Source organism: Flavobacterium piscis, from assembly GCF_031457575.1.
GTDB classification, from domain to species: Bacteria; Bacteroidota; Bacteroidia; order Flavobacteriales; family Flavobacteriaceae; genus Flavobacterium; species Flavobacterium piscis_A.
In genome coordinates this window covers 245,944-269,388 of sequence record NZ_JAVDWQ010000005.1, presented here as the reverse complement: position 1 = coordinate 269,388, position 23,445 = coordinate 245,944, and the positions used below count along the sequence as shown (strand labels likewise).

Genomic DNA, 23,445 nt, shown 5'->3' with positions numbered 1-23,445 from the left:
GTGATATAGAAACTGCATAAAAAAGTCTCAGTTTTCAGTCTCAATTTTCAAATTATATATGAAAACTGAGACTGAGACTGAGACTGAAAACTGTGACTGAATACTGAGACTGTAAACTGAGACTGTAAACTGAGACTATAAAAATTACTTCTTAGCAGCGTTTTCAATTTTTCTCAAATCAATACGATTCTGAGCAATTGTAAGTGCAGCTTTATGTGTTGTCATTCCGTTTTTCACAGCATAATCGATAATTTCTAAAGTTGTGTTATAGATATTTTCGGTTTTTGTCATGATTTCCGCTTTACCATAGTGCTCTAATTCAGCATAAACATTGATAATTCCGCCAGCGTTGATCAAGAAATCAGGAGCATATAAAATACCTCTTTCCTGTAATCTCGCTCCGTGAATGTTCTCATCAGCCAACTGATTATTGGCAGCACCTGCAATAACTTTAGCTTTAATTTTGTTCACCGTATTATCATTAATGGTTGCCCCCATTGCACATGGCGCATAAATATCTACATCTGCAGCATATAAATCTTCTCCGGCAAAAATTGTCGCGTTGTATTTTTGAGCGACTTCATATAATTTTTCTTCATTGATATCAGCAATTGTAACGACAGCACCTTCTTTAGTCAAATACTCAACCAAAGCTTCACCAACGTGGCCAATTCCCTGAACTAAAACTTTTTTACCATCTAAAACATCTGAACCAAACTGGCTTTTTGCAGCCGCTTTCATTCCTAAGTAAACGCCATAAGCAGTTATTGGAGAAGGATTTCCGGAACCACCTCTTTCTTCAGAAATTCCTGTAACATAAGGTGTAACATCTCTTACGGTGTCCATATCTTTTGTTTCCATTCCAACATCTTCAGCAGTAATATATCTCCCTCCCAGAGAATGAACAAATTCACCAAACTTACGCATCAATTCTGGTGTTTTCTGCGTTTTGGCGTCACCAATAATTACTGCTTTTCCTCCACCAATATTTAGTCCGGTAATAGCAGATTTATATGTCATTCCTCTTGAAAGACGTAAAACATCGTTTAAAGCTTCCCATTCAGAATTATAATTCCACATTCTGGTACCTCCTAAAGCTGGCCCCATAACCGAATTATGAATACCAATAATTGCTTTTAAACCTGTATCTTTGTCATTGCAAAATACAATTTGTTCGTGATCATCGAAAGATAATTGACCAAAAACGGGATCCATTTTTTGAAGTTCCTTTCCAGTTGCAAAAGTTGCATCCATAGCGTTACTGTTTATTTGTTAAATTATGAATTTGTCAAAAAGACTACTCAAACTTAAACAAAAAATACACATGTGCTAATTTTTTATCTTTAAAATAACAATTTTACAATAGAGTTGTTTTGATTTAATTTCATATTATTATATTTTTTATTAACAATAATAAATAGAATCATTTCATTTCAACATTGAATCCCTTAAAAAAATGAAAGAATTAAGTTATTTAAATAAATATTTTATTAAATACAAATACAGTTTTTCCTTTGGTATTTTAATCACAATAATCGCACAAATATTTTTCCTGTTCACCCCAAAATTGGTCAGTCAGTCTTTTGATACAATTGAGCGCTTTCTAAAACTATCTGCTGCTGATCAAAAATCTTCTATAATTATTGGTTATTACAGACAGGATTTAATCCATAATGTACTCTTAATCATAGGAAGTGCAATAGTCGCAGGATTTTTGACTTTTTTGATGCGCCAGACTTTAATTGTAATGTCACGACATATTGAATTTGATTTAAAAAACGAAGTCTTCAGGCAATACGAAAACCTTTCGCAGAATTTCTACAAACAAAACCGTACCGGAGACTTAATGAACCGCATAAGCGAAGATGTTTCAAAAGTCCGTATGTATGTTGGTCCGGCTGTGATGTATACTATAAATACAGTTATTCGTTTTGCCATCGTGATCTTATATATGTACAATGTATCACCTCTGTTAACTTTATATACCATCCTTCCTTTACCTATTCTATCCTATTGCATTTTCAAATTAAGTTCGGAAATCAATAAACGAAGTACCACTTTCCAGCAATATTTATCAAAAGTTTCCAGTTTTACTCAGGAAATATTTTCAGGAATCAGAGTAATAAAAGCGTATTCATTAGAGAATCAGCACCAGAATAATATGATTGCTTTATCTGAAGAAAGCAAAAGCAAAAGTTTAAGCCTGGCGAGAGTACAATCGTTATTCGGACCTTTGATGATTGCCTTAATCGGAATCAGTAATTTAGTTGTAATTTATTTTGGAGGTATAATGTACATTAACGGAACAATTCCGAATATTGGAACTATTGCCGAATTTATTTTATACGTCAACATGCTGACCTGGCCAGTAGCTTCTTTAGGATGGGTTTCATCAATGGTTCAGGAAGCCGAAGCCTCACAGAAACGTCTGAATGAATTTTTGAAAATTGAACCGGAAATCAAAAACAACAATAAAAACTCATCAGACATTCAGGGCTCGATTGCTTTTGAGAATGTAAGTTACACGTATGAGGACACCAATATTGAAGCACTAAAAAATGTAACTTTTACAGTAAAAAAAGGGCAAACCCTGGCTATTTTAGGAAAGACAGGTTCCGGAAAATCAACAATTTTATCCTTGATTTCCCGATTGTATGATGTCTCAAAAGGTCAAATTACAATTGATGAAAACGAAATCAGCACCTTGAATTTAAATGATTTGAGAAACAGCATTGGAATTGTGCCCCAGGATGCTTTTCTTTTTTCAGATACTATCAAAAATAACATTAAATTCGGTAATCAGTATGCTACTGATGCAGAAGTAATTGAAGCCGCTGAAAATGCTGTTGTCCACGATAACATCATAACATTCAACAAACAATATGATACTGTTTTAGGCGAAAGAGGCATTACACTTTCCGGCGGACAAAAACAACGTGTGTCTATAGCAAGAGCTATTGTTAAAAAACCGGCCATTTTACTTTTTGACGATTGCTTATCTGCAGTTGATACAGAAACAGAGGAAACCATATTGAATAATTTATTTGAAATTTGCAAGGATAAAACTACAATAATTGTTAGTCATCGCGTTTCATCGGCAAAAAATGCAGATAAAATAATTATTTTAGAAGATGGCCGAATCATTCAACAAGGTTCTCATAATCAATTAATAAATCAGGACGGTTATTATTCAACGTTATATTTAAAACAACTTTCAGAAAAAGAATCACTTTAATTGTTGCGTAATAGATAAATTTTTATGATTTTTGAGTACTATTAATTCCAAAAATGATAGAACGTATTATGAGAGAAAACGACATGTTAGAAAAAGAAGAGATTTTTTCTAAAGTATTACGAGCAGGAAGAAGAACTTATTTCTTTGATGTAAGAGCAACCAAAGCTGACGATTATTATATTACAATTACTGAAAGCAAAAAATTTACGGAAGAGGATGGTTCTTTTCATTTTAAAAAACACAAAATTTACCTGTATAAAGAAGATTTTAGTGCTTTCGCCGAAATTCTTGAAGATATGACCTCATATGTCCTTAATCACAAAGGCGAAGAAGTAATATCTGAAAGACACCAAAAAGATTTTAAAAAAGAATATGCTTCTGATAAACCAGAAAGTCAGGTATCCAGCTTTACCGATATTGATTTCGACGATATTTAGTCCTAAATAACTTTTTAAAAAGTACAAGTCCATTATGTTTTTCATTTTGGACTTTTTTTATATATTTAAATCAAAAATAGCTAACCTTGAAAACATTAACCACAAAACCATTATATTGTTTATTATTTTTTATCTGGATAATTTCAATATCATACAGCCAAAAAACCGATTTGAATATTGAGAAAAAAATTGACAAAGTCATAAAAAATATGACTTTGGAACAAAAAATCGGGCAGGCATGCCTCAAAGGAACTTCAAGTCGTAGTAAAGGATTATCTGAAGAACTTAAGAGTGAAGTAAGAATGGGGGTTGTTGGAGCCATTTTAAACCTGACAGAACCTAACCTTGTACTTGAAATACAAAAAATAGCTGTTGAGGAAAGCCCGAACCACATTCCATTACTATTTGGCAGGGATGTTATTCACGGATACAAAACTATTTTTCCGATTCCGTTAGGCTTGGCGGCTTCCTGGGATATGGATTTAGTTGAAAAAACATCAAAAATAGCGGCCAATGAATCCTACTCAAGATGCATCAACTGGACATTTGCCCCAATGGTAGATATTGCCAGAGATGCCCGCTGGGGAAGAATAGCAGAATCACCTGGAGAAGATCCTTTACTGGCATCCAGATTAGGAGTGGCTTATATTAAAGGATTTCAAGGAAATGACCCTTCTGTTCCCGGACAAATTTTGGCCTGCGCGAAACATTTTGCAGCGTATGGAGCAGCAGAAGGCGGAAGAGATTATAATACTGTTAGTATGTCTGAATCATTACTTCGGAATATATATTTAAAACCTTTTGAAGCAGCAGCAAAATCAGGAGCAGCAACTTTTATGAGTTCATTTAACGACCTTAACGGAATACCAGCTTCAGGGAATAGCTTTTTACTCAAAAAAATCCTAAGGGAAGAATGGAAATACGACGGCTTTGTTGTAAGTGACTGGAACTCCGTAACAGAAATGATTCCACATGGTTTTGCTGCCGATGAAAAAGATGCGGCACTTAAATCAGCATCAGCAGGACTTGACATGGAAATGACCAGTTTATCCTATGCACATCACTTAAAAACACTGATTGCAGAAAAGAAAATCTCTGAAAAACAGTTAGACGAAATGGTTCGTAATATTCTTCGAATAAAATTCAGAGCCGGGGTTTTTGAAAATCCTTATTTTAAAGACCGCGAGAAATTTTCATTATTAAATGCCGATGCTTTGGCAACTGCCAGGACTGCAGCCAGTAAAAGCTGTGTTTTATTAAAAAACGAAAATGGAATCCTGCCCTTAAAATCCAATGAAAAAATAGCGGTAATTGGCCCATTAGCAGATGCACCCAGAGAGCAGTTAGGAACCTGGACATTTGATGGCAACAAAGAAGATTCCCAAACACCTCTTAAAGCGCTACAAAACAGTTTTGGACAAAATAATGTATTGTATGCATCAGGACTTTCACACAGCCGATCATTATCTGAAGAAGGCTTTGCATCAGCAATCGCAAAAGCTAAAAAATCAGATGTTATTTTGTTTTTTGCCGGAGAAGAAGCCATTCTTTCCGGAGAAGCACATTCAAGGGCCAATATCAATTTACCCGGTTTACAGGAAAAATTAATAGCTGAATTACAAAAAACAGGAAAACCAATTATATTAATATTGATGGCAGGAAGGCCTATAACTTTGGGAGCTGTTTTACCAAAAGTAAATGCCGTAATTATGGCGTGGCATCCTGGAACTATGGCAGGCCCGGCAATTTCTGATGTATTGCTTGGATTAATAAATCCTTCCGGAAAACTGCCTGTGACCTGGCCAAAAGAAGTTGGCCAGATTCCAATTTATTACAATCATCCTAATACAGGAAGACCAGCAGATCCTCAAACTTTTGTAGCCATTCAGGACATTCCGGTTGAAGCATGGCAAAGTTCGTTAGGCAATAATTCCCATTATCTTGATGCCGGTTATGAGCCTCAGTTTCCTTTTGGATTTGGATTGAGCTATACTACCTTTTCATACGATAATTTAAAAATTGAAAAACCGAATCTTAAAAATAATGAGAAATTAACTGTGTCAGCTATTATTACCAACACCGGAGACAAAACAGGAACAGAAACAGTTCAGTTGTATGTACGTGATATTACCGGAAGCATTGTAAGACCAGTTAGGGAACTTAAAGATTTTTTACAAATCGAATTAAAATCAAAAGAATCTAAAACCGTACAATTCTCCATTCCTGTTTCAGATCTTGCTTTTTATAATGATAAATTGGAACTGAAAACAGAATCCGGAGATTTCAAATTTTGGATCGCTTCTCATGCAGAAAATGGTTTAGAAGGTGATTTTAAAGTTGAATAAATAATGTATATTATGAAAAAAACAGCAGTATCACTTTGCCTTTTTATTATTGGATTTTCCTCTTTTGCCCAAAAATCAGAATATGATGTAAAAGAAAATATTCAGTATTACAGCGCAGTACAAAATAAATCAGACCACTATATTGGCGAGCGTTGTGTCCTGGATATTTATTACCCAAAAAACATCAAAGGATTTGCCACAATAGTATGGTTTCATGGAGGAGGGCTAACAGGCGGAAATAAGGAAATCCCAGAAGCTTTAAAAAACAAAGGTTTTGCGATTATTGGCGTCAATTACAGATTATCGCCAAAAGTAAAAGCAGTAAATTGCATTGAAGATGCAGCCGCAGCTGTAGCCTGGGCTTTCAACAATATCAAAAATTACGGTGGAGACACTACCTTAATTTTTGTTTCAGGGCATTCTGCCGGAGGTTATTTATCTTCGATGATTGGTCTGGATAAAAAATGGCTGCAAAAAGAAGGAATTGACGCTAATAAAATTTCCGGACTTATTCCGTTCAGCGGTCAATGTATTACCCATTTTGAAATTAGAAAAGAAAATGGAATTCCGGAAAAACAACCAACTATTGATACGTTTGCACCTTTATTCCATGTTCGTTCAGATGCCCCTCCTCTTTTATTAATTACAGGAGATCGCGAATTAGAAATGCTGGGGCGATATGAAGAAAACGCTTATATGGAGCGTATGATGAAATTAGTTGGGCATAAACAAACCCGGCTTTTTGAATTAGACGGTTATGGTCACGGAATGACCGAACCTGGTTTTCCTTTGCTTGTAAATGAAGTAAACCGAATTTTAAAAGAGAAACAAACTAAAAAATAATACCCAATTAATTCCCAGAAATGGATACAAACTTACTACTACTACCGGGACTTGGAAACTCTGGTGAAAAACATTGGCAAACGTTTTGGCATAATAAATTCGAAAACTCAATACGAGTTGTTCAGGACAATTGGGACGAACCTGTGCTGGAGGAATGGTTGGAACGCTTAAACCAGGAAATTTTAAAATTGACTGGCCCTACCATTTTAGTTGCCCATAGCCTGGCAGTTTCTTTAGTTTTGCATTGGGCAGCTTCAAATAATAATAAAAATATTGTTGGTGCTTTATTAGTGGCCCCTGCCGATGTAGATTCACCTCAGCATACTCCGGAATGCATCCGGAATTTTTCTCCCATGCCTATTTATAAATTACCTTTTCCATCCATAGTTGTAGCCAGCGAAAATGATCCTTATGCTTCTTTTGAAAGAAAAGAATATTTTGCCAGAATATGGGGAAGCGATTTTGTAAATGTGGGGCAAAAAGGACACATTAACTCAGATTCGGATTTAAAATATTGGGATGAAGGGCAGTTGATTTTGCAACAATTGATTGAGAAAATTTCTTAGTATTCAGTCATAGTTTTCCGTTACCGTTAAATAATAAAAAACTGTGACGGAAAACTATGACTGAATACTAAATACCAAACTAACCAATCCTCAATCCATTATCGATTTTAAAATCGGGAGCTAATAAAATTACGTCACCCTCCTCGCCTATTGCTCCCAGCACCAGACATTCACTCATAAATTTACCTATTTGTTTTTTAGGAAAGTTAATGACCGCAACTATCTGTCTATTGATTAAATCTTCTTTTTGATAGCGTTTAGTAATTTGTGCTGATGATTTTCTGAAACCAATTTCTTTACCGAAATCAATTGTTAGTTGAAATGCCGGTTTTTTGGCTTCCGGAAAATCATTGACTTCTATTATTGTTCCTACACGCATATCAGTTTTTTCAAATTCAGTCCAGGTTAAATCACTTTTTGTCATAATCTTCAAATCTATTAATGCTGTAAGTATCAGCGCTAATTCTATAACTTTATATGGTTAGTAAATTTCTATTTTTACAAATGTATAGTAAAAACTAATATTCTAAAATTTATAAAAAATGGAAAATATTTTATTTAACAACAATCCGTCCCTTAAAAATCTTGAATTTAATATAACACAACAATCTACTGATAAATATTTAGAAACCGCCGAAAATGTAAAGCTATATGTAAAAGATTATGGAAAAGGCAAGCCTGTAATCCTGATACATGGCTGGCCACTCTCTAATGAAATGTGGGAATATCAAATTGATTTTTTAGTACAAAATAATTATAGAGTAATTGCATATGATCGCCGTGGATTTGGAAAATCTTCACAACCGTGGGATGGCTATGATTATGATACTTTAACAGATGACTTAAAAGAAATTATCGAACAACTTCAATTAGAAAATGCAACGCTTGTCGGTTTTTCTATGGGCGGTGGTGAAGTAGTCCGCTATTTTAGCCGTTATGGAGGAAAAGGGGTTACTAAAGCGGCATTAATTTCTTCCATTATTCCTTTTTTACTAAAAACTGAGGACAACCCTGAGGGACATCCAAAAGAAAAAAGCGAAACTACCGCTGAAGCAATTAAAGAGGACCGAATAGGATTTGTAGATAATTTTGGGAAAACTTTTTTTGGTGTAAACATTATCAACAAACCGTTAAGCAATCCATTATTAGAATATTACAGAATGTTATGTTCATTTGCATCGCCTCGCGCTACTTTAAAATGTGCTGAATCTTTTTCCTATACAGATTTCAGGGATGAGTTGCGTACAGTAAATGTACCAACCTTAATTATTCATGGTGATGATGATAAAATAGTGCCTATTGAACTTACCTCGAAAAAAGCTTCAGAATCAATAGCTGATAATACCTATATAGTTTATGAAGGAGCACCACACGGACTGTTTTATACTGATAAAGATAAATTAAATACGGATTTGCTGAATTTCCTTAATTCTTAAATTCATCAATATATCCAAAAAGACTAAATTCCTGATACAGTCTTTTTGGATATTTTTTAATTAAAGTGGCTCTTATTCAGAATTTAAATTTAATTTTGAATAAACACTCCCAACATGGCACAAACTCCTTCAAAAATGGTTCCGCTTGGAACTTCTGCTCCAGACTTCAAATTAAAAGATACCAATTCTAACTACATCTATTCATTTCAGGATTTAAAGGGCTCAAAAGGAACATTGGTTATCTTTATGTGCAATCATTGTCCCTTTGTTCTTCACGTTCTTGATGAAATTATTATGATTGCCAATGATTACCGTGTACAGGGACTTGGAATAATTGCCATTTCCAGTAACGATGTTAAAAAATTTCCTCAGGATTCACCTGAAATGATGACTGAATTTGCTTTTCAAAACAAAATTGATTTCCCTTATCTATACGACGAAAGTCAGGAAGTAGCAAAAGCTTTTGATGCTGCCTGTACACCTGATTTTTATTTGTTTGATAGTCAGGACCAATTATTTTACCACGGTCAATTAGATGATTCAAGACCTAATAACGGAATTCCTTTAAGCGGAAGTGATCTGCGAAATGCTATTGATGCATTAATTTATAACAGAACTCTAAATGAAATTCAAAAACCAAGTATCGGCTGCAGCATCAAATGGAAATGACTAAACCGTTATAAACCTGAAAGTCAATAGATTTGGTTGCAGACTGAAAGCCTGCAAGCTTGTAACACTATTTTACCTCCCAAATTACACGAATTAGCACTAATAATTTGGGTAATTTGTGGCTAATTTTTTTTTGAAACCAAAGCAAAATCTACTAAAGTACCTGGTTGTAAACTATATCTGAGACCAATGAAAAAGCATTCCATGAGAATGCTTTGCAGAAAATATTTTATAATTGCGATGTAATATAATTAGATATTGAAGCTATCTGAACATCATCTAACTTCGCTTTTTTCTGCATTCTTGTCAAAATTGGCTTCCATTCATCCTGAGTAAATTTCTTTGGCTCATATAATTTATGACATCTTACACAACTGTTTTCGTACAAGTTTTTACTCTCTGCTAATTCAGGAGTCAATTCAGCTTCATGGCCTTCTGCTACTGTTGCAGATGGAGTTGTTGTCGTAGCTGTTGCAACTTGTTTTGTTCCGCATGAAAACAAAAAAAATACAGCTGTGGTAAGGGTTAAGGTTTTTAATTTCATTGTTTTGGATTGCTTTATTTTGAAGTAAATATAAAAAAATCCCATTCGACTACCGAATGGGACTCTTATTTAAAACAAAATTAAATTGTATCTAAAATGCTACTTTACATCCATTAATTCAACATCAAAAATCAAAGTTGCATTTGCCGGAATAACTCCTCCAGCTCCGGCAGCTCCGTAAGCCAGGTCAGATGGAATTACAAAACGGGCTTTATCTCCTACCTGTAATAAAGCAATACCTTCATCCCAGCCTTCAATAACCTGACCCTGACCTAATCTGAATTCGATTGGTTTTTTTCGAGGGTAAGATGAATCAAAAACTTTTCCGGTTTCTAAAGAACCTTCATAATGTACAGAAACAGTTTTACCAGCTTCTGCTTTTTTACCGTCTCCTTTTTGAATCATTTTGTAGCGTAAACCGCTATCCGTTTTATCAAAACCAGCAGCCAATTGCTCCATTTTTGCTTCTGATTCTGCTTTTAAAGCTGCATCTCTTTTTAGACGAGCACCTTTTAAACCAACAAAAGCTTCAATAGCATTAAATTTTTCAGCTTCTTCTCCAACCCTGATGATTTCTACAGTTTTAAGAGCATCACCTTGTGCAATAGCATCAACGATATCCTGTCCTTCGATTACATGTCCAAAAACAGTGTGTTTTCCATCTAACCATGAAGTTGGAACGTGAGTGATGTAAAATTGAGAACCGTTACTTGCAGGTCCTGAATTTGCCATTGCCAAAACTCCCGGACGATCGTGTTTTAAACTTGGGTGAAATTCATCATCAAATTTATAACCCGGATCTCCGGTTCCTGTTCCTTTAGGACATCCTCCCTGAATCATAAAATCTGGAATAACTCTGTGGAATGTTAATCCATCATAGAATTTATTTCCTTGAGGCTTTACTTTATTTTCCATATTTCCTTCTGCAAGAGCTACAAAATTCCCTACGGTTCCTGGTGCTAGGTCGTGTGCTAATTTTACTAAAATCGAACCTTTACTAGTGTTGAATTTAGCATATATTCCGTTTTCCATTGTTGTAATTTTTAATTTGACTGCAAATTTACGAATTAATTTTATATCAATTTTTGTCCATTCTCTTTTTTAGGATTTGATTTGAATGTGAAACCGTAAACTAATAAAGATAATATTGCCAAAATTCCACAACCAATAGCAACTGCATGCCATCCCCCTGCTTTCCACAATAATAATCCGTAAGCCGAACCTGCAGCTGTTCCTAAAAAGCTAAAAGACATAAATACGGTATTTAATCTGTTTCTGGCTTCCGGCAATAACGAATAAACCCGGGTTTGATTAGAAATGTGAACTCCCTGGATTCCAATGTCGATAAAAACAATCCCAATAACCACCCCAATTATACTTTCAATAGAGAAATAGAAAATAATAAAGCTGATTAACATCAATAAACAACCATAACCTACTGCTATTCTGGGATTTTTTTTATCTCCCATTTTACCAACCAACGGTGCTGCCAAAGCTCCGGAAGCACCTACAATTCCGAAAAGGCCTATTGTTGCACTATTAAAATTAAATGGCTCACCTGAAAGAAGTAACACCATTGTTGTCCAGAAAGCACCAAACTGAGCAAAACAAAATACATTAATCAGAGTTGCCTCGCGTAGAACGGGCTGTGTTCTAATTAATGTAAAAAGGGACTGTATTAATTGTCCATAAGTACCATCAAATTGTGGTTTATTGACAGGGAATTTCTTTTGAATGGCAAAAAATATCAGAAGGCAGATGCCGGCAGCGATCCAAAACATTGATCTCCAGCCTAAAACCTGACCTATAAATCCGCTTAAAGTCCTGGATAATAAAATACCAACAAGCAATCCGCTCATAATTGTGCCGATAACTTTTCCACGTTTTTCCGGATCACTTAATGATGCTGCCAAGGGCAGAATAAGTTGTGGTACTATAGAAGTGATTCCGATAAGTAAAGAAGCAATTTGCAGTATAAGGAAACTTTTGGAAGTAGCTGCAATAATTAATGCAATTACTGAAGCAAAAGTGGTCATTAAAATTTGTTTTTTACGTTCAATCTTATCGCCAAGCGGCACCATAAAAAACAATCCGATGGCATAACCTGCCTGTGTGAGATAGGTTATTGTTCCGGCATTGGCTTCAGGAATTTTAAATTCGTTGGCTATTAAAACAATAAGAGGCTGGCAATAATACAGATTTGCAACAATTAGTCCTGTGCAAACTGCCATAAACAGGACATTCGTTTTGGATAAATTCATGAAGCAAAAATACCAATCTAATTTTTATCAAAACTTTAAAAAATCTATAAATTTTTCAAACTGACACCCAAATCAACTCTTCATTTTGCCAATTCTGCTGATTTTATAAAAAAAATATTATTTCATAAAATCTTCTCGCATTGGACTAAAAACATCTGTCAGCATTCCTTCTTCCAAACATAAAACACCATGAATGGCATGTGGCGGAATATAAAAGCTATCTCCTTCTTTTAGCATTTTTGTAACTCCGTTTATGGTTACATCAAATTTACCTTTAGCAACATAGGTAACCTGTGTGTGATAATGTTCATGCAAAGCGCCGATAGCCCCTTTTTCAAAATATACATTAACCAGCATGACGCGATTATCAAAAGCTAAAATTTTACGTTTCACACCTTCTCCAACGGCTTCCCACTGAATTTCTTCTCCAAAAAGAAACTCTTTACTTGTAACAGAACTTTCCATATTATTGTTTCAATAAATTAACTTTACAAAAATAGTGCATTTTGATGAGTAAATTTAAATCAATTCTTTTACCATAAAATCGCGGCTTGTCTTTATTGAATCAAAAGAGCTGATGCTAAAATTATTTTCCTGTTCTATAAAAAAGTGTTTCATTCCGGATAATTTTGCTTGTTTAAAAATAGGTTTAAAATCTATTGAGCCATACCCTGCAGTATTCAAAACAGGATTAAGTTTATCCCTGTCTTTAACATGCCACATTGTAAAACGCCCGGGATTATCTTTAAATAATTGCAATGGGTCGAATCCTGAATAAATTACCCAATATAAATCCAATTCAAAATCTACCAGGTTTTTATTAGTTTCTTTCAACAAAATTTCGAAACCTGTAATTCCTTCCTGTTTTTTAAATTCAAAATCATGATTGTGGTATGCCAGTTTTAAACCAGCATCTTTACACATTTTACCAGCTACATTTAGTCGTGAGGCAATCTTTTTATAGTCTGCACTATTTTTTCTCAAAGGTTCATCGAGCCACGGAATGGTTAAATATTCACTCTTTAAAACTTTAGCTGCTACAATTGCAGCTTCGAGTTCAGCAGTATTTTCATCTGCTAAAAAGCTTTCTGAATTATAATGTCCGCTCACGGCTTTTAATCCGTTTTTATCCAATATTTCTTTTAGTTCGATTGGAGATAACCCCCAAAACTGATCTTTTATCGAAAAACCATATGTTTCAACAGTTGTATAACCTGCTGCTGCCACTTTTTCTAAAGTTGATTTTACTTCTTTGGAAAACTCTTCTCGCAACGTATATAATTGCAAACCAATTTCTTTTTTATTCATAGTAAATGCTAATGATGGTAAAGTCAAAACTGCCGTTGTGGCTAAGCTGGTATTTATTATAAAGTTTCTTCTTGTTCCCATTTTATTTTATTGAGTGACAGCAATATCTTTTTTCATCAATTGAAATTCTTCAATTAAATTATTCCTTTTAAAATATTTTTCTAATTCTGATAGTCTTTTTTTATTATCATATTTTATACAGGAATTTAGTTTCTTTTGACAAAGAGAGCATAATCTTATCTGATTTTTATCCGTTTCGGCTAAGCTATTTGTACCATTCATTACACAATTGGCACTAATACAATGGTGTAAACCAAACATATGTCCAATTTCGTGAGAACTTACTTTGAGAAGTCGGGACAAACACAAATTAAAATTTTGAGAAGTCAGTTTTCCATTCTGCAACCTATATATTGAGCTTACTCCAACCTTATCCCGATAGGACGCCAATCCAAAAACATAATTCCATTCCGGTTTAGGAAACAAATCAATTTCTGTAAGTCCCATTAAGGCAATTCTGTTCAAGGGTTTCTCTTTTTTTAAAACGCTGTCTAAAAGATACCCTGCTAAAAACTGTTCGTTATTTTCATATCCGATTCTTCGGGCAGAATCAGGAATTATATCATTAGAGACTGTTTCTAAAGTTTTAGTCTTTAATTGAAAATAAATTTCTAAGTATTCCCTCAACAAATCAATTTGTTTCTTTTGCAGGGAATTAAAATTTCCGATTGGTCTTATATAAATGATGTTGGAATCTTTTGCAGGAACAATATGTTTGGATTTCTCATACTGTTCAAAGCTTTGTCCTTTTTCTTTACGGGAAAACAACCATTCTCCTTCAACCGGTTGAGACAATTGAATATCATTATCTTCAATACGCTCGAAATATTGGTTTTCTTTGTTTTTGTTACATGAACAAAACAATATAAAAATAAGAATTGCTATTTTTTTCATATACATTTCGCTAATGTATTTAAAAAAAAGCTTGCCTGCTAAAATAAAAGATTCATTTCACAGTCAATAAATTCATACCAATCATTTTTTGAGAATCAATAGCCTGAGGTGGAAAATTTTGCTTTTCGCTTCGTACTGAAAAGATTTCTCCTTCTTTATTGACATACATATAATTATAATTCCAATAATTTTGACCCGCTATTTTTGAGCCTTTTGAATTATCTGAATTCAGAAATACCTGTTCTGCATAAACGAGTATTTCTCCGCTTTCTGCATTATTCAATATGCGTATAGGCGGCCCCCAATTTTTGATAAGATTATTTTTGTATTCTCCCATCCATTTCTCTCCTGTATTTTTAGTACCGGAGCATGCTAAAAACAGAACTCCCAAAATAGTCCATGAAAAAAGTTTTTTCATAAATTTATTTTTAAATAATTCACAACTATTTTCTTACTAAATTAACAATTATTTAAATACAAACTATTAATAACCAAATATTTAACATTTTACCCTAATTAATTTAAAATTCAAATCTAATTATTGAAATTTAACCTTAATCAGCCTGATTCTTTAAGTAGTAAAAATTCAGAGCAGGATTCCTATCATTAAACTTTAAAATTCTCAAATATTTACTTTGTATCTTTGTGACTTAGAAATCATGAAAAAATAAAATGCGAATTGATATTATAACGATTTTGCCTGAGTTATTAAAAAGCCCTTTTGAAGCTTCGATTATGAAACGTGCCATTGACAAAGGTCTGGTAGAAGTTCATTTTCATAATTTACGTGATTATACAACCAACAAACAAAAAAGTGTAGACGATTATCCGTTTGGCGGTGGTGCCGGAATGGTCATGACTGTTCAGCCGATCGATGCCTGCATTACACATTTGAAAACTGAACGTGAATATGACGAAATCATTTATATGTCACCAGATGGTGAAACTCTGAACCAGAAAATGGCCAATACGATGTCGATGTATGAAAATATCATCATTTTATGCGGACATTATAAAGGAGTAGATCAGCGTGTCCGGGATCATTTTATTACAAAAGAAATTTCGATTGGCGATTATGTTTTATCCGGCGGTGAATTAGGTGCCCTTGTTTTGTCTGATGCATTAATCCGATTGATTCCAGGCGTTTTAAGTGATGAAACTTCGGCATTGACAGATAGTTTTCAGGATAATTTACTTTCAGGACCTATATATACCAGACCCGCAGACTATAACGGATGGAAAGTGCCGGAAGTTTTAACCAGCGGACATTTTGCCAAAATTGACAAATGGCGTGAGGATATGGCCTATGAGCACACGAAAAACAGACGCCCGGATTTACTGGAGGAACATTAAAGTTTTCAGTCTCAGTTTTCAGTCTCAGTTTGTTACGAATCCAATCTGGTAACTGAGACTAAAAACTGAGACTAACTACCATTTTATCAACAACTTAAAATAATTCATAATTTATAATTCATAATTTATAATTATTTTCTACATTTGCACCCGAATTAGACTAACCTCTGGCGAGATCCGTGAATGTTGCTCTATATAAAAACCATAATTATAAGATATCATGGCAGATTTAATGAAATTCGTTCAAACCGAATTAGTTGCTAAAAAAGATTTCCCTGTTTTTGGAGCTGGAGACACTATCACAGTTTACTACGAAATTAAAGAGGGTGAAAAAACAAGAACTCAGTTTTTTAAAGGAGTTGTTATTCAAAGAAGAGGTTCTGGTAACACAGAAACTTTTACTATTCGTAAAATGTCCGGAGCTATTGGTGTTGAGCGTATCTTCCCGGTAAACTTACCAGCTTTACAAAAAATTGAAATCAACAAAAAAGGTGCAGTTCGTAGAGCCAGAATTTTCTACTTTAGAGAACTTACTGGTAAAAAAGCTAAGATTAAAGATAAAAGAAGATAATTATTTATCTCTTTGTTATAAAAAACTCGTTTCAAGTAATTTGAAACGAGTTTTTTTTTTGACTTATTTTTTGAAATATCAAAACCATAATTTTTCAATATTAAAATCATTGATTTCATAATTAAAAGTCGCTCAAATAACAATCTATTAATTTCAGGGTTTCTTGGTAAAACTATACCGTTTTCGGACTGTTTTTATTATATTTGCTCCGCTCATTTTGAGCCGACTATACCTTTCACATCGTCATTCTTTGGCGATACGATTATAAAAAAAAAAAAAATGACACAGAATTCAAAAATCTTTTACACCTTAACAGATGAGGCGCCCTTATTAGCGACCTATTCTTTTTTACCAATTGTTCAGGCATTTACAGCTACGGCTGGTATCGCTATTGAAACAAGAGATATTTCGTTAGCAGGCAGAATTTTATCCAATTTCCCTGAAGTTTTAACAGATACTCAAAAAACCGGAGATGCTTTGGCTGAATTGGGGCAATTAGCGACACAACCAGAGGCTAACATCATCAAATTGCCAAACGTTTCTGCATCTGTACCGCAATTAAAAGCGGCTATTACTGAATTGCAGTCTCACGGTTACAAAATTCCTGATTTTCCTGAAGAGCCTCAAAATGATGCTGAAAAAGAAATCAAAGCAAAATATGCTAAAGTTTTAGGATCTGCTGTAAATCCTGTTCTCCGTGAAGGAAACTCTGACCGTAGAGCACCAAGAGCAGTAAAAAACTTTGCAAAAGCAAATCCACATTCAATGGGTACATGGTCTGCTGACTCAAAAACTAAAGTGGCTTCAATGCCAAACGGTGATTTCTACGGAAGTGAAAAATCGCTTACAGTTTCAGAAGCTAATGATGTAAAAATTGAATTTGTTGCTAAAGACGGTACAACTACTGTATTAAAAGCAAGTACTCCATTAAAAGCAGGTGAAATAATTGACAGCTCTGTTTTAAGTGTAAAAACTTTAAAGTCTTTTGCTGCTGAAGCAATTGCTGAAGCTAAGAAAGAAGGTGTTTTACTTTCTGTGCATTTAAAAGCCACTATGATGAAAGTTTCGGATCCAATTATCTTTGGCGCTATCGTTGAAGTTTATTTCGCTGATCTTTTCAAAAAATACGAAACTCTGTTCGATGAATTAAATATTGATACAAGAAATGGTTTAGGTGATATCTATGCAAAAATAGCAGGAAGACCTGAGCAGGCTGAAGTAGAAGCTGATATTGCTAAAGCAATCGAAAACGGACCAGCTTTGGCAATGGTTAATTCTGACAAAGGAATTACCAACTTACACGTTCCTTCTGATGTAATTGTAGATGCTTCTATGCCAGCTATGATTCGTACTTCCGGACAAATGTGGAACAAAGAAGGAAAAGCACAAGATACAATCGCTGTTATTCCGGATCGTTCTTACGCCGGACTTTATACTGCAACTATCGATTTCTGTAAAAAACACGGTGCTTTTGATCCTAAAACTATGGGAAGTGTTCCTAACGTTGGTTTAATGGCTCAAAAAGCTGAAGAATACGGATCTCACGACAAAACTTTCCAAATGCAGGCTGACGGAGTTGTTCGTGTAGTAGACAACAAAGGAACCGTTTTAATGGAACAAACTGTTGAAGCAAATGATATTTTCAGAATGTGTCAGGCAAAAGACGCTCCAATTCAGGACTGGGTTAAACTGGCTGTAAACAGAGCTCGCTTATCTGCTACTCCGGCTGTTTTCTGGTTAGATGAAAACAGAGCACATGACAGAGAATTAATTGCAAAAGTTCAAAAATATCTTAAAGATTATGATACTGTAAACTTAGATATCCGTATTTTAAATCCAATTGCTGCAACTGAATTTACTTTAGACAGAATCATCAAAGGTTTGGATACTATCTCTGTAACAGGAAATGTTTTACGTGATTACCTAACAGATTTGTTCCCAATTTTAGAATTAGGAACTTCTGCAAAAATGTTATCTATCGTTCCGTTAATGAATGGTGGCGGATTATTCGAAACTGGTGCCGGAGGTTCTGCGCCTAAACACGTTGAGCAATTTACAGAAGAAGGATATTTACGTTGGGATTCATTAGGAGAATTTTTAGCTCTTGGTGCATCACTAGAGCATTTAGGACAAACTTTAGATAATTCTAAAGCAATTGTTTTAGCAGAAACTCTTGACGAGGCTAACGATAAATTCTTAGCAAACGATAAATCTCCTGCTCGTAAAGTAGGTCAGATTGACAACCGTGGATCTCACTTTTATTTAGCTTTCTATTGGGCTCAGGCTTTGGCTGCCCAAACTAAAGATGCTGAATTAAAAGCTATCTTCACTCCAATCGCTGCTGAATTTGAGGCTAACGAAGCTAAAATTGATGCAGAATTAATTGGTGCTCAAGGTAAACCTCAAACTCTTGGTGGTTATTACCAACCAACTCCTGAGTTAGTAAGCAAAGCAATGCGTCCTAGTGCAACATTCAATTTTATTCTTGCTAAAATTGCATAATTAAAAAATAGTAAATCTGTTTATATAAAAAAAGACAACTGGAAACGGTTGTCTTTTTTTTTAATCTATCCCAACCATCCATCACGATCCAAACTTCTATACTGAATAGCCTCAGCAATATGTGATGAAATTATATAGGGAGCAGCATCTAAGTCAGCTATAGTTCTCGAAACTTTCAGGATTCGATCATAAGCCCTAGCAGAAAGATTTAAGCGCTCCATGGCAGTTTTCAATAACTCTTTCGATTTTTCGTCAAGAACACAATATTCCCGAATTAATTTACTGCTCATCTGTGCATTGTAATGAACATTGTCCAATTCTTCAAATCGGACAGACTGAAGCTCACGAGCTGCCGTAACTCTTTCTCTAATTGAAACACTGCTCTCCGCTTTATTATCATCTGATAATTTCTCGAAAGGCACAGGTGTAACTTCAATGTGAATATCAATTCTGTCTAATAAAGGACCGGAAATTTTACTCATATACCGTTGCATTTCATGGGGTGATGAAGTATTCGGTATAGACGGATCATTAAAAAAACCACTCGGACTTGGGTTCATACTGGCCACCAGCATAAAAGAAGAAGGATAAGTTACCGTAAACTTAGCCCTGGAAATAGTGACTTCCCTGTCTTCCAAAGGCTGGCGCATCACTTCTAAAACATCTCTTTTAAATTCCGGCAATTCATCCAGAAATAAAACACCGTTATGTGCCATTGAGATCTCCCCAGGTTGTGGATAACTCCCTCCACCAACAAGGGCAACATTTGAAATAGTATGATGGGGACTTCGAAATGGCCGCTGGCTCATTAATCCTACTTCTTTTAATTTACCTGCAACACTATGGATTTTCGTAGTTTCTAGTGCTTCTCGCAAAGTCATAGGCGGTAAAATACTTGGCAATCGTTTGGCAAGCATTGTTTTTCCTGCTCCGGGAGGACCAATCAAAATAATATTATGACCTCCGGCGGCGGCAATTTCCATACATCGTTTAATACTTTCCTGTCCTCTGACATCTGAAAAATCAAATTCAGGAAAATCTAAGGTTTTATAGAATTCTGCACGTGTATCAATTGTAGTTGGTTCAAGAGTTCCTTTTCCTTCAAAGAAATCAATTACTTCCTGAACATTTTCGACTCCATATACATCTAATCCTGCAACTATAGCGGCTTCTTTTACATTTTGCTTTGGAAGAAAAAATCCTTTATAACCTTCTTCCTTAGCTTTGATTGCAATTGGCAAAGCCCCTCGAATAGGTTGTAAACCACCATCCAACGAGAGTTCACCCATAATAATATAGCGATCAATTTCAGTAGCTTTTATCTGCTCTGAGGCTACTAAGATCCCTACTGCAAGTGTCAAATCATAGGCAGAGCCTTCTTTTCGTAGGTCGGCAGGAGCCATATTAATGGTTATTTTTTTCCCGGGTAAGGTATATCCGTTGTTTTTAAGAGCCGCTGCTATTCGATAACTGCTTTCTTTTATCGCATTATCGGGCAATCCCACTAAATGATAACCAATACCCTTATCAATATTTACTTCAACTGTAATCGTTGTGGCTTCAACTCCAAAAACAGCACTTCCAAAAACTTTAACTAGCATAATTTTATTCATTAAATATTTTTAAATCTAATAAAAAATAATCACATGTAGCCTTTTTAATACAAAAAAGTAATTTTAAAATTCAAAAAATGTAAGTCTGCAAAACAGCTGAAAAATAAAAAGTCAAGTTTCGATTAGAATAAAACCAGTATTTATGCCTATCTTGCAAAAATATCATCGATTTCTATCGGTAAATTCGATTTCCAATTCTGGGAATCTACAGCAATTAATTTTGCAATCTGTGTAACCTGCTGAAATTTTTCTGTCAGCATAAATAATTAAAAAATGGAATTTAAATTAATTAATCCAATTTCTGGATATGACGAGACATGTACTCCAGAAATCATTGCTGCTTTTTTGCATACCCATTTGGAGCAGTATGGTGACAAAATAGAAGATATTCTTCAATCTATAGCTTATGTAATGAATCCTGACAAGGGTGGCAATATTGTTGTTGGCTTAGACAGCCAGAAAATTGTTGGAGTTGTAGTTTTAAATAATACAGGCATGAAAGGTTATATTCCGGAGAACATTCTGGTTTATATTGCTGTTGACAATTCTGAAAGAGGAAAAGGTTATGGAAAAAAGCTTATGGAAAAAGCTATTTCTATTACTGAGGGAAATATCGCACTACATGTAGAATCTGATAATCCTGCCAAAATATTATATGAGAAACTTGGATTTACGAATAAGTATCTGGAAATGCGTTTAATCAAATAAACCGCATTAATTAATTCAATAAAAATAAGCCCAATGGCATTCATAAAATTATATCGAAAGAAGCTAAAAGAAAACTACACTTTCCTGAATTCACTTTTTGAATCAAAAAATATTGAATGGGGAGTTGTATCTAAGCTTTTATGTGGAAATAAATTATACCTAAAAGAAATTATTTCATTAGGAGTCAAAGAAATACATGATTCGAGGATAAGTAATCTAAAAAAGATCAAATCCCTTGATCCTGATATTCAAACGGTTTATATAAAACCTCCCGCTAAACGAAGTATTCCGAACATAGTGAAATATGCTGATGTAAGTTTTAATACTGAAATTTATACAATTCAAATGCTTTCGAATGAAGCTAAAAAGCAGAATAAAACCCATAAAATCATCATCATGATTGAAATGGGAGATTTGCGTGAAGGTGTTATGGGGGAAGATCTGATTGATTTTTACGGCACAATTATAAAAATGCCAAATATCGAAATTTCAGGAATTGGCACAAACTTAAATTGCCTTAGCGGAGTAATGCCTACTCAGGATAAACTTATACAATTAAGCTTGTACAAGCAACTTATTGAAGCTAAATTCAATATTGCAATTCCGTGGGTTTCAGGCGGAACATCTGTTGCTATTCCTCTGCTTCTTAAAAATGCCCGACCAATGGCTGTAAATCATTTTAGAATTGGAGAGGCCTTATTTTTCGGAAAAGATTTGTTTACCGGAAAAACAATTAAAGGAATGCATAAGGATGTCTTTAAACTTTTTGCAGAAATCATTGAAATAACCGAAAAACCAGATGTTCCAACTGGAGAGCTCGGCGAAAACGTTGCCGGAAATACTTTTTCTATGCAAGACACTAAAGATTTTAGCGGTACTTCATTGAGAGCTATTCTGGATATTGGATTATTAGATATGCAACCCCAATATCTGGAAGCTGTCGATAAAGAAATTACAATTGTAGATGCAAGCTCAGATATGTTAGTACTGGATATTTCTAATTCTACTCAAAAATATAAAATTGGTGATTTGATCTCCTTTAATATTAAGTACATGGGTGCTTTGTATTTATTAAGTTCTGATTATATCGAAAAAAATATCGGGTAAATGAATTGTTTTTTTAGAATTCCAGTTTAATCTGTTTTCTCACTTCTTCTGTAATTTTACTCAAATCCAAACTATTTTGATGTGACCAAAGCTCACTTTCAATCTGATTTTGCCTGATGCACTCATGACATTCAATTGCTTCATGCGCATAACCTTTTCCAATATTCGGAATTTTAAATTTCTCTTCCTGTTCATTTTCAATAATGGAATATCCTTCTGTCATAAACCAGGGAGAATCAATATCAATTCTTCCTTTGGTGCCACTAATGGTAGCTTTCATATCAGAAGCAGAAACTAAACCGGCATGTAAAACTGACTGAGCCGACTGGTATTCCAAAATCATAGTAGTTTGTAAGTCAACACCCGTTGAATGGTAAATAGACTTTGCAGTGATTTCTTTTGGAATTCCGAGCATGATATAGGATAAAAACAGAGGATAAACTCCAATGTCATAAAGAGCCCCTCCTCCTAATTTCTTGTCCGTCAATCTCATTCCTAATTCACTGTTATAATAAGCAAAATCAGCTTTAAGATATTTCACTTCTCCAATTTCACCTCTTTTTACTTTTGATAATACCTCCCGAACAGATGGAATAAATCGTGTCCAAAAAGCCTCCATAAAAAATTTATTATATTTTTTTGAAGCATCTGTCATTCGCACAGCATCTTTATAGGATAGTGCCAAAGGCTTTTCACACAATACATGTTTGCCGTTTTCCATTGCCTGAATTGTTAATTCTGCATGGGAATCATGAGGAGTTGCAATATAAACAATATCAACCTGATCGTCTGCAAAAAGGTCATCATAAGAACCATAAAATGTATTGCAATCGTGCTTCAGGGCAAATTCTCTTGCTTTATCAATGTTTCTTGAAGCCACAGCAACTAATTCGGCTTCCTCTATTAATCTTAAATCAACAGCAAACTGATTGGCTATGTTTCCTAAACCAATAATTCCCCATCTTATTTTATTTCTATTTTCCATATGAGTAT

At 34.5% G+C, this 23,445-nt stretch carries 23 protein-coding genes; 12 read left to right on the top strand and 11 right to left on the bottom strand.

The features are described 5' to 3' along the window. Nucleotides 1-144: 144 nt before the first annotated feature. The gene (locus tag J2W48_RS09650) at nucleotides 145-1,254 is read right to left on the bottom strand and encodes a Glu/Leu/Phe/Val family dehydrogenase (RefSeq protein WP_310280698.1); all 1,110 of its coding nucleotides are present in this window, start codon (nucleotides 1,252-1,254) and stop codon (nucleotides 145-147) included. 202 nt (nucleotides 1,255-1,456) lie between these two features. Here J2W48_RS09650 and J2W48_RS09645 point away from each other — a divergent pair, with 202 nt between their 5' ends. The 5 genes from J2W48_RS09645 to J2W48_RS09625 all read left to right on the top strand — a co-directional run bounded on the left by J2W48_RS09645 (nucleotide 1,457) and on the right by J2W48_RS09625 (nucleotide 7,426). Continuing rightward, the gene (locus tag J2W48_RS09645) at nucleotides 1,457-3,235 is read left to right on the top strand and encodes an ABC transporter ATP-binding protein (protein ID WP_310280697.1); all 1,779 of its coding nucleotides are present in this window, start codon (nucleotides 1,457-1,459) and stop codon (nucleotides 3,233-3,235) included. Between the two features lie 68 nt (nucleotides 3,236-3,303). Further along, the gene (locus tag J2W48_RS09640; RefSeq protein WP_310280850.1) at nucleotides 3,304-3,672 is read left to right on the top strand and encodes a PUR family DNA/RNA-binding protein; all 369 of its coding nucleotides are present in this window, start codon (nucleotides 3,304-3,306) and stop codon (nucleotides 3,670-3,672) included. Between the two features lie 86 nt (nucleotides 3,673-3,758). Continuing rightward, nucleotides 3,759-6,017, top strand: coding sequence for a glycoside hydrolase family 3 N-terminal domain-containing protein (locus J2W48_RS09635; protein ID WP_310280695.1), 2,259 nt, complete (start codon nucleotides 3,759-3,761; stop codon nucleotides 6,015-6,017). A 12-nt stretch (nucleotides 6,018-6,029) separates the two neighbouring features. After that, on the top strand, nucleotides 6,030-6,860 hold the full coding sequence (locus J2W48_RS09630; RefSeq protein WP_310280693.1) for an alpha/beta hydrolase: 831 nt from the start codon (nucleotides 6,030-6,032) through the stop codon (nucleotides 6,858-6,860). A 20-nt stretch (nucleotides 6,861-6,880) separates the two neighbouring features. Next, nucleotides 6,881-7,426 (top strand): RBBP9/YdeN family alpha/beta hydrolase, encoded by a 546-nt coding sequence (locus tag J2W48_RS09625; protein WP_310280691.1) that lies wholly within the window; start codon nucleotides 6,881-6,883, stop codon nucleotides 7,424-7,426. Between the two features lie 79 nt (nucleotides 7,427-7,505). Here J2W48_RS09625 and J2W48_RS09620 read toward each other — a convergent pair whose 3' ends face one another. Further along, nucleotides 7,506-7,850, bottom strand: a complete 345-nt coding sequence (locus tag J2W48_RS09620) for a tRNA-binding protein (RefSeq protein ID WP_310280689.1) — start codon at nucleotides 7,848-7,850, stop codon at nucleotides 7,506-7,508. A 118-nt stretch (nucleotides 7,851-7,968) separates the two neighbouring features. Between J2W48_RS09620 and J2W48_RS09615 the strand changes: the two genes are divergently transcribed. Both J2W48_RS09615 and J2W48_RS09610 read left to right on the top strand, forming a co-directional pair. Beyond that, nucleotides 7,969-8,862 (top strand): alpha/beta fold hydrolase, encoded by an 894-nt coding sequence (locus J2W48_RS09615; RefSeq protein WP_310280687.1) that lies wholly within the window; start codon nucleotides 7,969-7,971, stop codon nucleotides 8,860-8,862. A gap of 114 nt (nucleotides 8,863-8,976) precedes the next feature. Then, the gene (locus tag J2W48_RS09610) at nucleotides 8,977-9,531 is read left to right on the top strand and encodes a thioredoxin family protein (RefSeq protein ID WP_310280685.1); all 555 of its coding nucleotides are present in this window, start codon (nucleotides 8,977-8,979) and stop codon (nucleotides 9,529-9,531) included. A 229-nt stretch (nucleotides 9,532-9,760) separates the two neighbouring features. Here J2W48_RS09610 and J2W48_RS09605 read toward each other — a convergent pair whose 3' ends face one another. From J2W48_RS09605 to J2W48_RS09575, 7 genes are all read right to left on the bottom strand, one after another. After that, nucleotides 9,761-10,075, bottom strand: coding sequence for a cytochrome c (locus tag J2W48_RS09605; RefSeq protein WP_310280684.1), 315 nt, complete (start codon nucleotides 10,073-10,075; stop codon nucleotides 9,761-9,763). 99 nt (nucleotides 10,076-10,174) lie between these two features. After that, the gene (locus J2W48_RS09600) at nucleotides 10,175-11,107 is read right to left on the bottom strand and encodes a peptidylprolyl isomerase (protein ID WP_310280683.1); all 933 of its coding nucleotides are present in this window, start codon (nucleotides 11,105-11,107) and stop codon (nucleotides 10,175-10,177) included. A 41-nt stretch (nucleotides 11,108-11,148) separates the two neighbouring features. Continuing rightward, nucleotides 11,149-12,306, bottom strand: coding sequence for an MFS transporter (locus J2W48_RS09595; RefSeq protein ID WP_310280682.1), 1,158 nt, complete (start codon nucleotides 12,304-12,306; stop codon nucleotides 11,149-11,151). A 147-nt stretch (nucleotides 12,307-12,453) separates the two neighbouring features. Further along, nucleotides 12,454-12,801, bottom strand: coding sequence for a cupin domain-containing protein (locus J2W48_RS09590; protein ID WP_310280681.1), 348 nt, complete (start codon nucleotides 12,799-12,801; stop codon nucleotides 12,454-12,456). Nucleotides 12,802-12,855: 54 nt separating this feature from the next. Beyond that, complete coding sequence (locus tag J2W48_RS09585) at nucleotides 12,856-13,725, bottom strand: sugar phosphate isomerase/epimerase family protein (protein WP_310280680.1); 870 nt, start codon at nucleotides 13,723-13,725, stop codon at nucleotides 12,856-12,858. Between the two features lie 6 nt (nucleotides 13,726-13,731). Continuing rightward, a complete protein-coding gene (locus J2W48_RS09580; RefSeq protein WP_310280679.1) occupies nucleotides 13,732-14,598 on the bottom strand; it encodes a Zn-dependent protease in 867 nt (288 codons plus the stop codon). Between the two features lie 52 nt (nucleotides 14,599-14,650). Further along, nucleotides 14,651-15,016, bottom strand: a complete 366-nt coding sequence (locus tag J2W48_RS09575) for a hypothetical protein (protein ID WP_310280678.1) — start codon at nucleotides 15,014-15,016, stop codon at nucleotides 14,651-14,653. 254 nt (nucleotides 15,017-15,270) lie between these two features. Here J2W48_RS09575 and trmD point away from each other — a divergent pair, with 254 nt between their 5' ends. From trmD to J2W48_RS09560, 3 genes are all read left to right on the top strand, one after another. After that, nucleotides 15,271-15,951 (top strand): tRNA (guanosine(37)-N1)-methyltransferase TrmD, encoded by a 681-nt coding sequence (gene trmD, locus J2W48_RS09570; RefSeq protein WP_310280676.1) that lies wholly within the window; start codon nucleotides 15,271-15,273, stop codon nucleotides 15,949-15,951. 220 nt (nucleotides 15,952-16,171) lie between these two features. After that, complete coding sequence (gene rplS, locus J2W48_RS09565; protein WP_055098496.1) at nucleotides 16,172-16,522, top strand: 50S ribosomal protein L19; 351 nt, start codon at nucleotides 16,172-16,174, stop codon at nucleotides 16,520-16,522. A gap of 279 nt (nucleotides 16,523-16,801) precedes the next feature. Further along, nucleotides 16,802-19,024 carry an NADP-dependent isocitrate dehydrogenase gene (locus J2W48_RS09560; RefSeq protein WP_310280673.1) on the top strand — a complete coding sequence of 741 codons (2,223 nt, stop codon included), beginning with the start codon at nucleotides 16,802-16,804 and terminating at the stop codon, nucleotides 19,022-19,024. A 65-nt stretch (nucleotides 19,025-19,089) separates the two neighbouring features. Here J2W48_RS09560 and J2W48_RS09555 read toward each other — a convergent pair whose 3' ends face one another. Further along, the gene (locus J2W48_RS09555; protein ID WP_310280848.1) at nucleotides 19,090-20,625 is read right to left on the bottom strand and encodes a YifB family Mg chelatase-like AAA ATPase; all 1,536 of its coding nucleotides are present in this window, start codon (nucleotides 20,623-20,625) and stop codon (nucleotides 19,090-19,092) included. Nucleotides 20,626-20,910: 285 nt separating this feature from the next. Between J2W48_RS09555 and J2W48_RS09550 the strand changes: the two genes are divergently transcribed. Then, entirely contained in the window at nucleotides 20,911-21,345 is a 435-nt protein-coding gene (locus J2W48_RS09550; RefSeq protein WP_310280672.1) for a GNAT family N-acetyltransferase, read from the top strand. Between the two features lie 33 nt (nucleotides 21,346-21,378). After that, complete coding sequence (locus J2W48_RS09545; protein WP_310280671.1) at nucleotides 21,379-22,452, top strand: alanine/ornithine racemase family PLP-dependent enzyme; 1,074 nt, start codon at nucleotides 21,379-21,381, stop codon at nucleotides 22,450-22,452. Between the two features lie 13 nt (nucleotides 22,453-22,465). Here the strand turns inward: J2W48_RS09545 and J2W48_RS09540 are convergent, their stop codons facing one another. After that, complete coding sequence (locus J2W48_RS09540) at nucleotides 22,466-23,437, bottom strand: Gfo/Idh/MocA family protein (RefSeq protein ID WP_310280670.1); 972 nt, start codon at nucleotides 23,435-23,437, stop codon at nucleotides 22,466-22,468. Between the last annotated feature and the right edge of the window lie 8 nt (nucleotides 23,438-23,445).

Bases quoted from the DNA above. Each gene is read 5' to 3' on its own strand.
- J2W48_RS09650 (WP_310280698.1), bottom strand. From the start codon at position 1,254: ATGGATGCAACTTTTGCAACTGGAAAGGAACTTCAAAAAATGGATCCC.
- J2W48_RS09645 (WP_310280697.1), top strand. From the start codon at position 1,457: ATGAAAGAATTAAGTTATTTAAATAAATATTTTATTAAATACAAATAC.
- J2W48_RS09640 (WP_310280850.1), top strand. From the start codon at position 3,304: ATGAGAGAAAACGACATGTTAGAAAAAGAAGAGATTTTTTCTAAAGTA.
- J2W48_RS09630 (WP_310280693.1), top strand. From the start codon at position 6,030: ATGAAAAAAACAGCAGTATCACTTTGCCTTTTTATTATTGGATTTTCC.
- J2W48_RS09625 (WP_310280691.1), top strand. From the start codon at position 6,881: ATGGATACAAACTTACTACTACTACCGGGACTTGGAAACTCTGGTGAA.
- J2W48_RS09620 (WP_310280689.1), bottom strand. From the start codon at position 7,850: ATGACAAAAAGTGATTTAACCTGGACTGAATTTGAAAAAACTGATATG.
- J2W48_RS09615 (WP_310280687.1), top strand. From the start codon at position 7,969: ATGGAAAATATTTTATTTAACAACAATCCGTCCCTTAAAAATCTTGAA.
- J2W48_RS09610 (WP_310280685.1), top strand. From the start codon at position 8,977: ATGGCACAAACTCCTTCAAAAATGGTTCCGCTTGGAACTTCTGCTCCA.
- J2W48_RS09605 (WP_310280684.1), bottom strand. From the start codon at position 10,075: ATGAAATTAAAAACCTTAACCCTTACCACAGCTGTATTTTTTTTGTTT.
- J2W48_RS09600 (WP_310280683.1), bottom strand. From the start codon at position 11,107: ATGGAAAACGGAATATATGCTAAATTCAACACTAGTAAAGGTTCGATT.
- J2W48_RS09595 (WP_310280682.1), bottom strand. From the start codon at position 12,306: ATGGCAGTTTGCACAGGACTAATTGTTGCAAATCTGTATTATTGCCAG.
- J2W48_RS09590 (WP_310280681.1), bottom strand. From the start codon at position 12,801: ATGGAAAGTTCTGTTACAAGTAAAGAGTTTCTTTTTGGAGAAGAAATT.
- J2W48_RS09585 (WP_310280680.1), bottom strand. From the start codon at position 13,725: ATGGGAACAAGAAGAAACTTTATAATAAATACCAGCTTAGCCACAACG.
- J2W48_RS09580 (WP_310280679.1), bottom strand. From the start codon at position 14,598: ATGAAAAAAATAGCAATTCTTATTTTTATATTGTTTTGTTCATGTAAC.
- J2W48_RS09575 (WP_310280678.1), bottom strand. From the start codon at position 15,016: ATGAAAAAACTTTTTTCATGGACTATTTTGGGAGTTCTGTTTTTAGCA.
- trmD (WP_310280676.1), top strand. From the start codon at position 15,271: ATGCGAATTGATATTATAACGATTTTGCCTGAGTTATTAAAAAGCCCT.
- rplS (WP_055098496.1), top strand. From the start codon at position 16,172: ATGGCAGATTTAATGAAATTCGTTCAAACCGAATTAGTTGCTAAAAAA.
- J2W48_RS09560 (WP_310280673.1), top strand. From the start codon at position 16,802: ATGACACAGAATTCAAAAATCTTTTACACCTTAACAGATGAGGCGCCC.
- J2W48_RS09555 (WP_310280848.1), bottom strand. From the start codon at position 20,625: ATGCTAGTTAAAGTTTTTGGAAGTGCTGTTTTTGGAGTTGAAGCCACA.
- J2W48_RS09550 (WP_310280672.1), top strand. From the start codon at position 20,911: ATGGAATTTAAATTAATTAATCCAATTTCTGGATATGACGAGACATGT.
- J2W48_RS09545 (WP_310280671.1), top strand. From the start codon at position 21,379: ATGGCATTCATAAAATTATATCGAAAGAAGCTAAAAGAAAACTACACT.
- J2W48_RS09540 (WP_310280670.1), bottom strand. From the start codon at position 23,437: ATGGAAAATAGAAATAAAATAAGATGGGGAATTATTGGTTTAGGAAAC.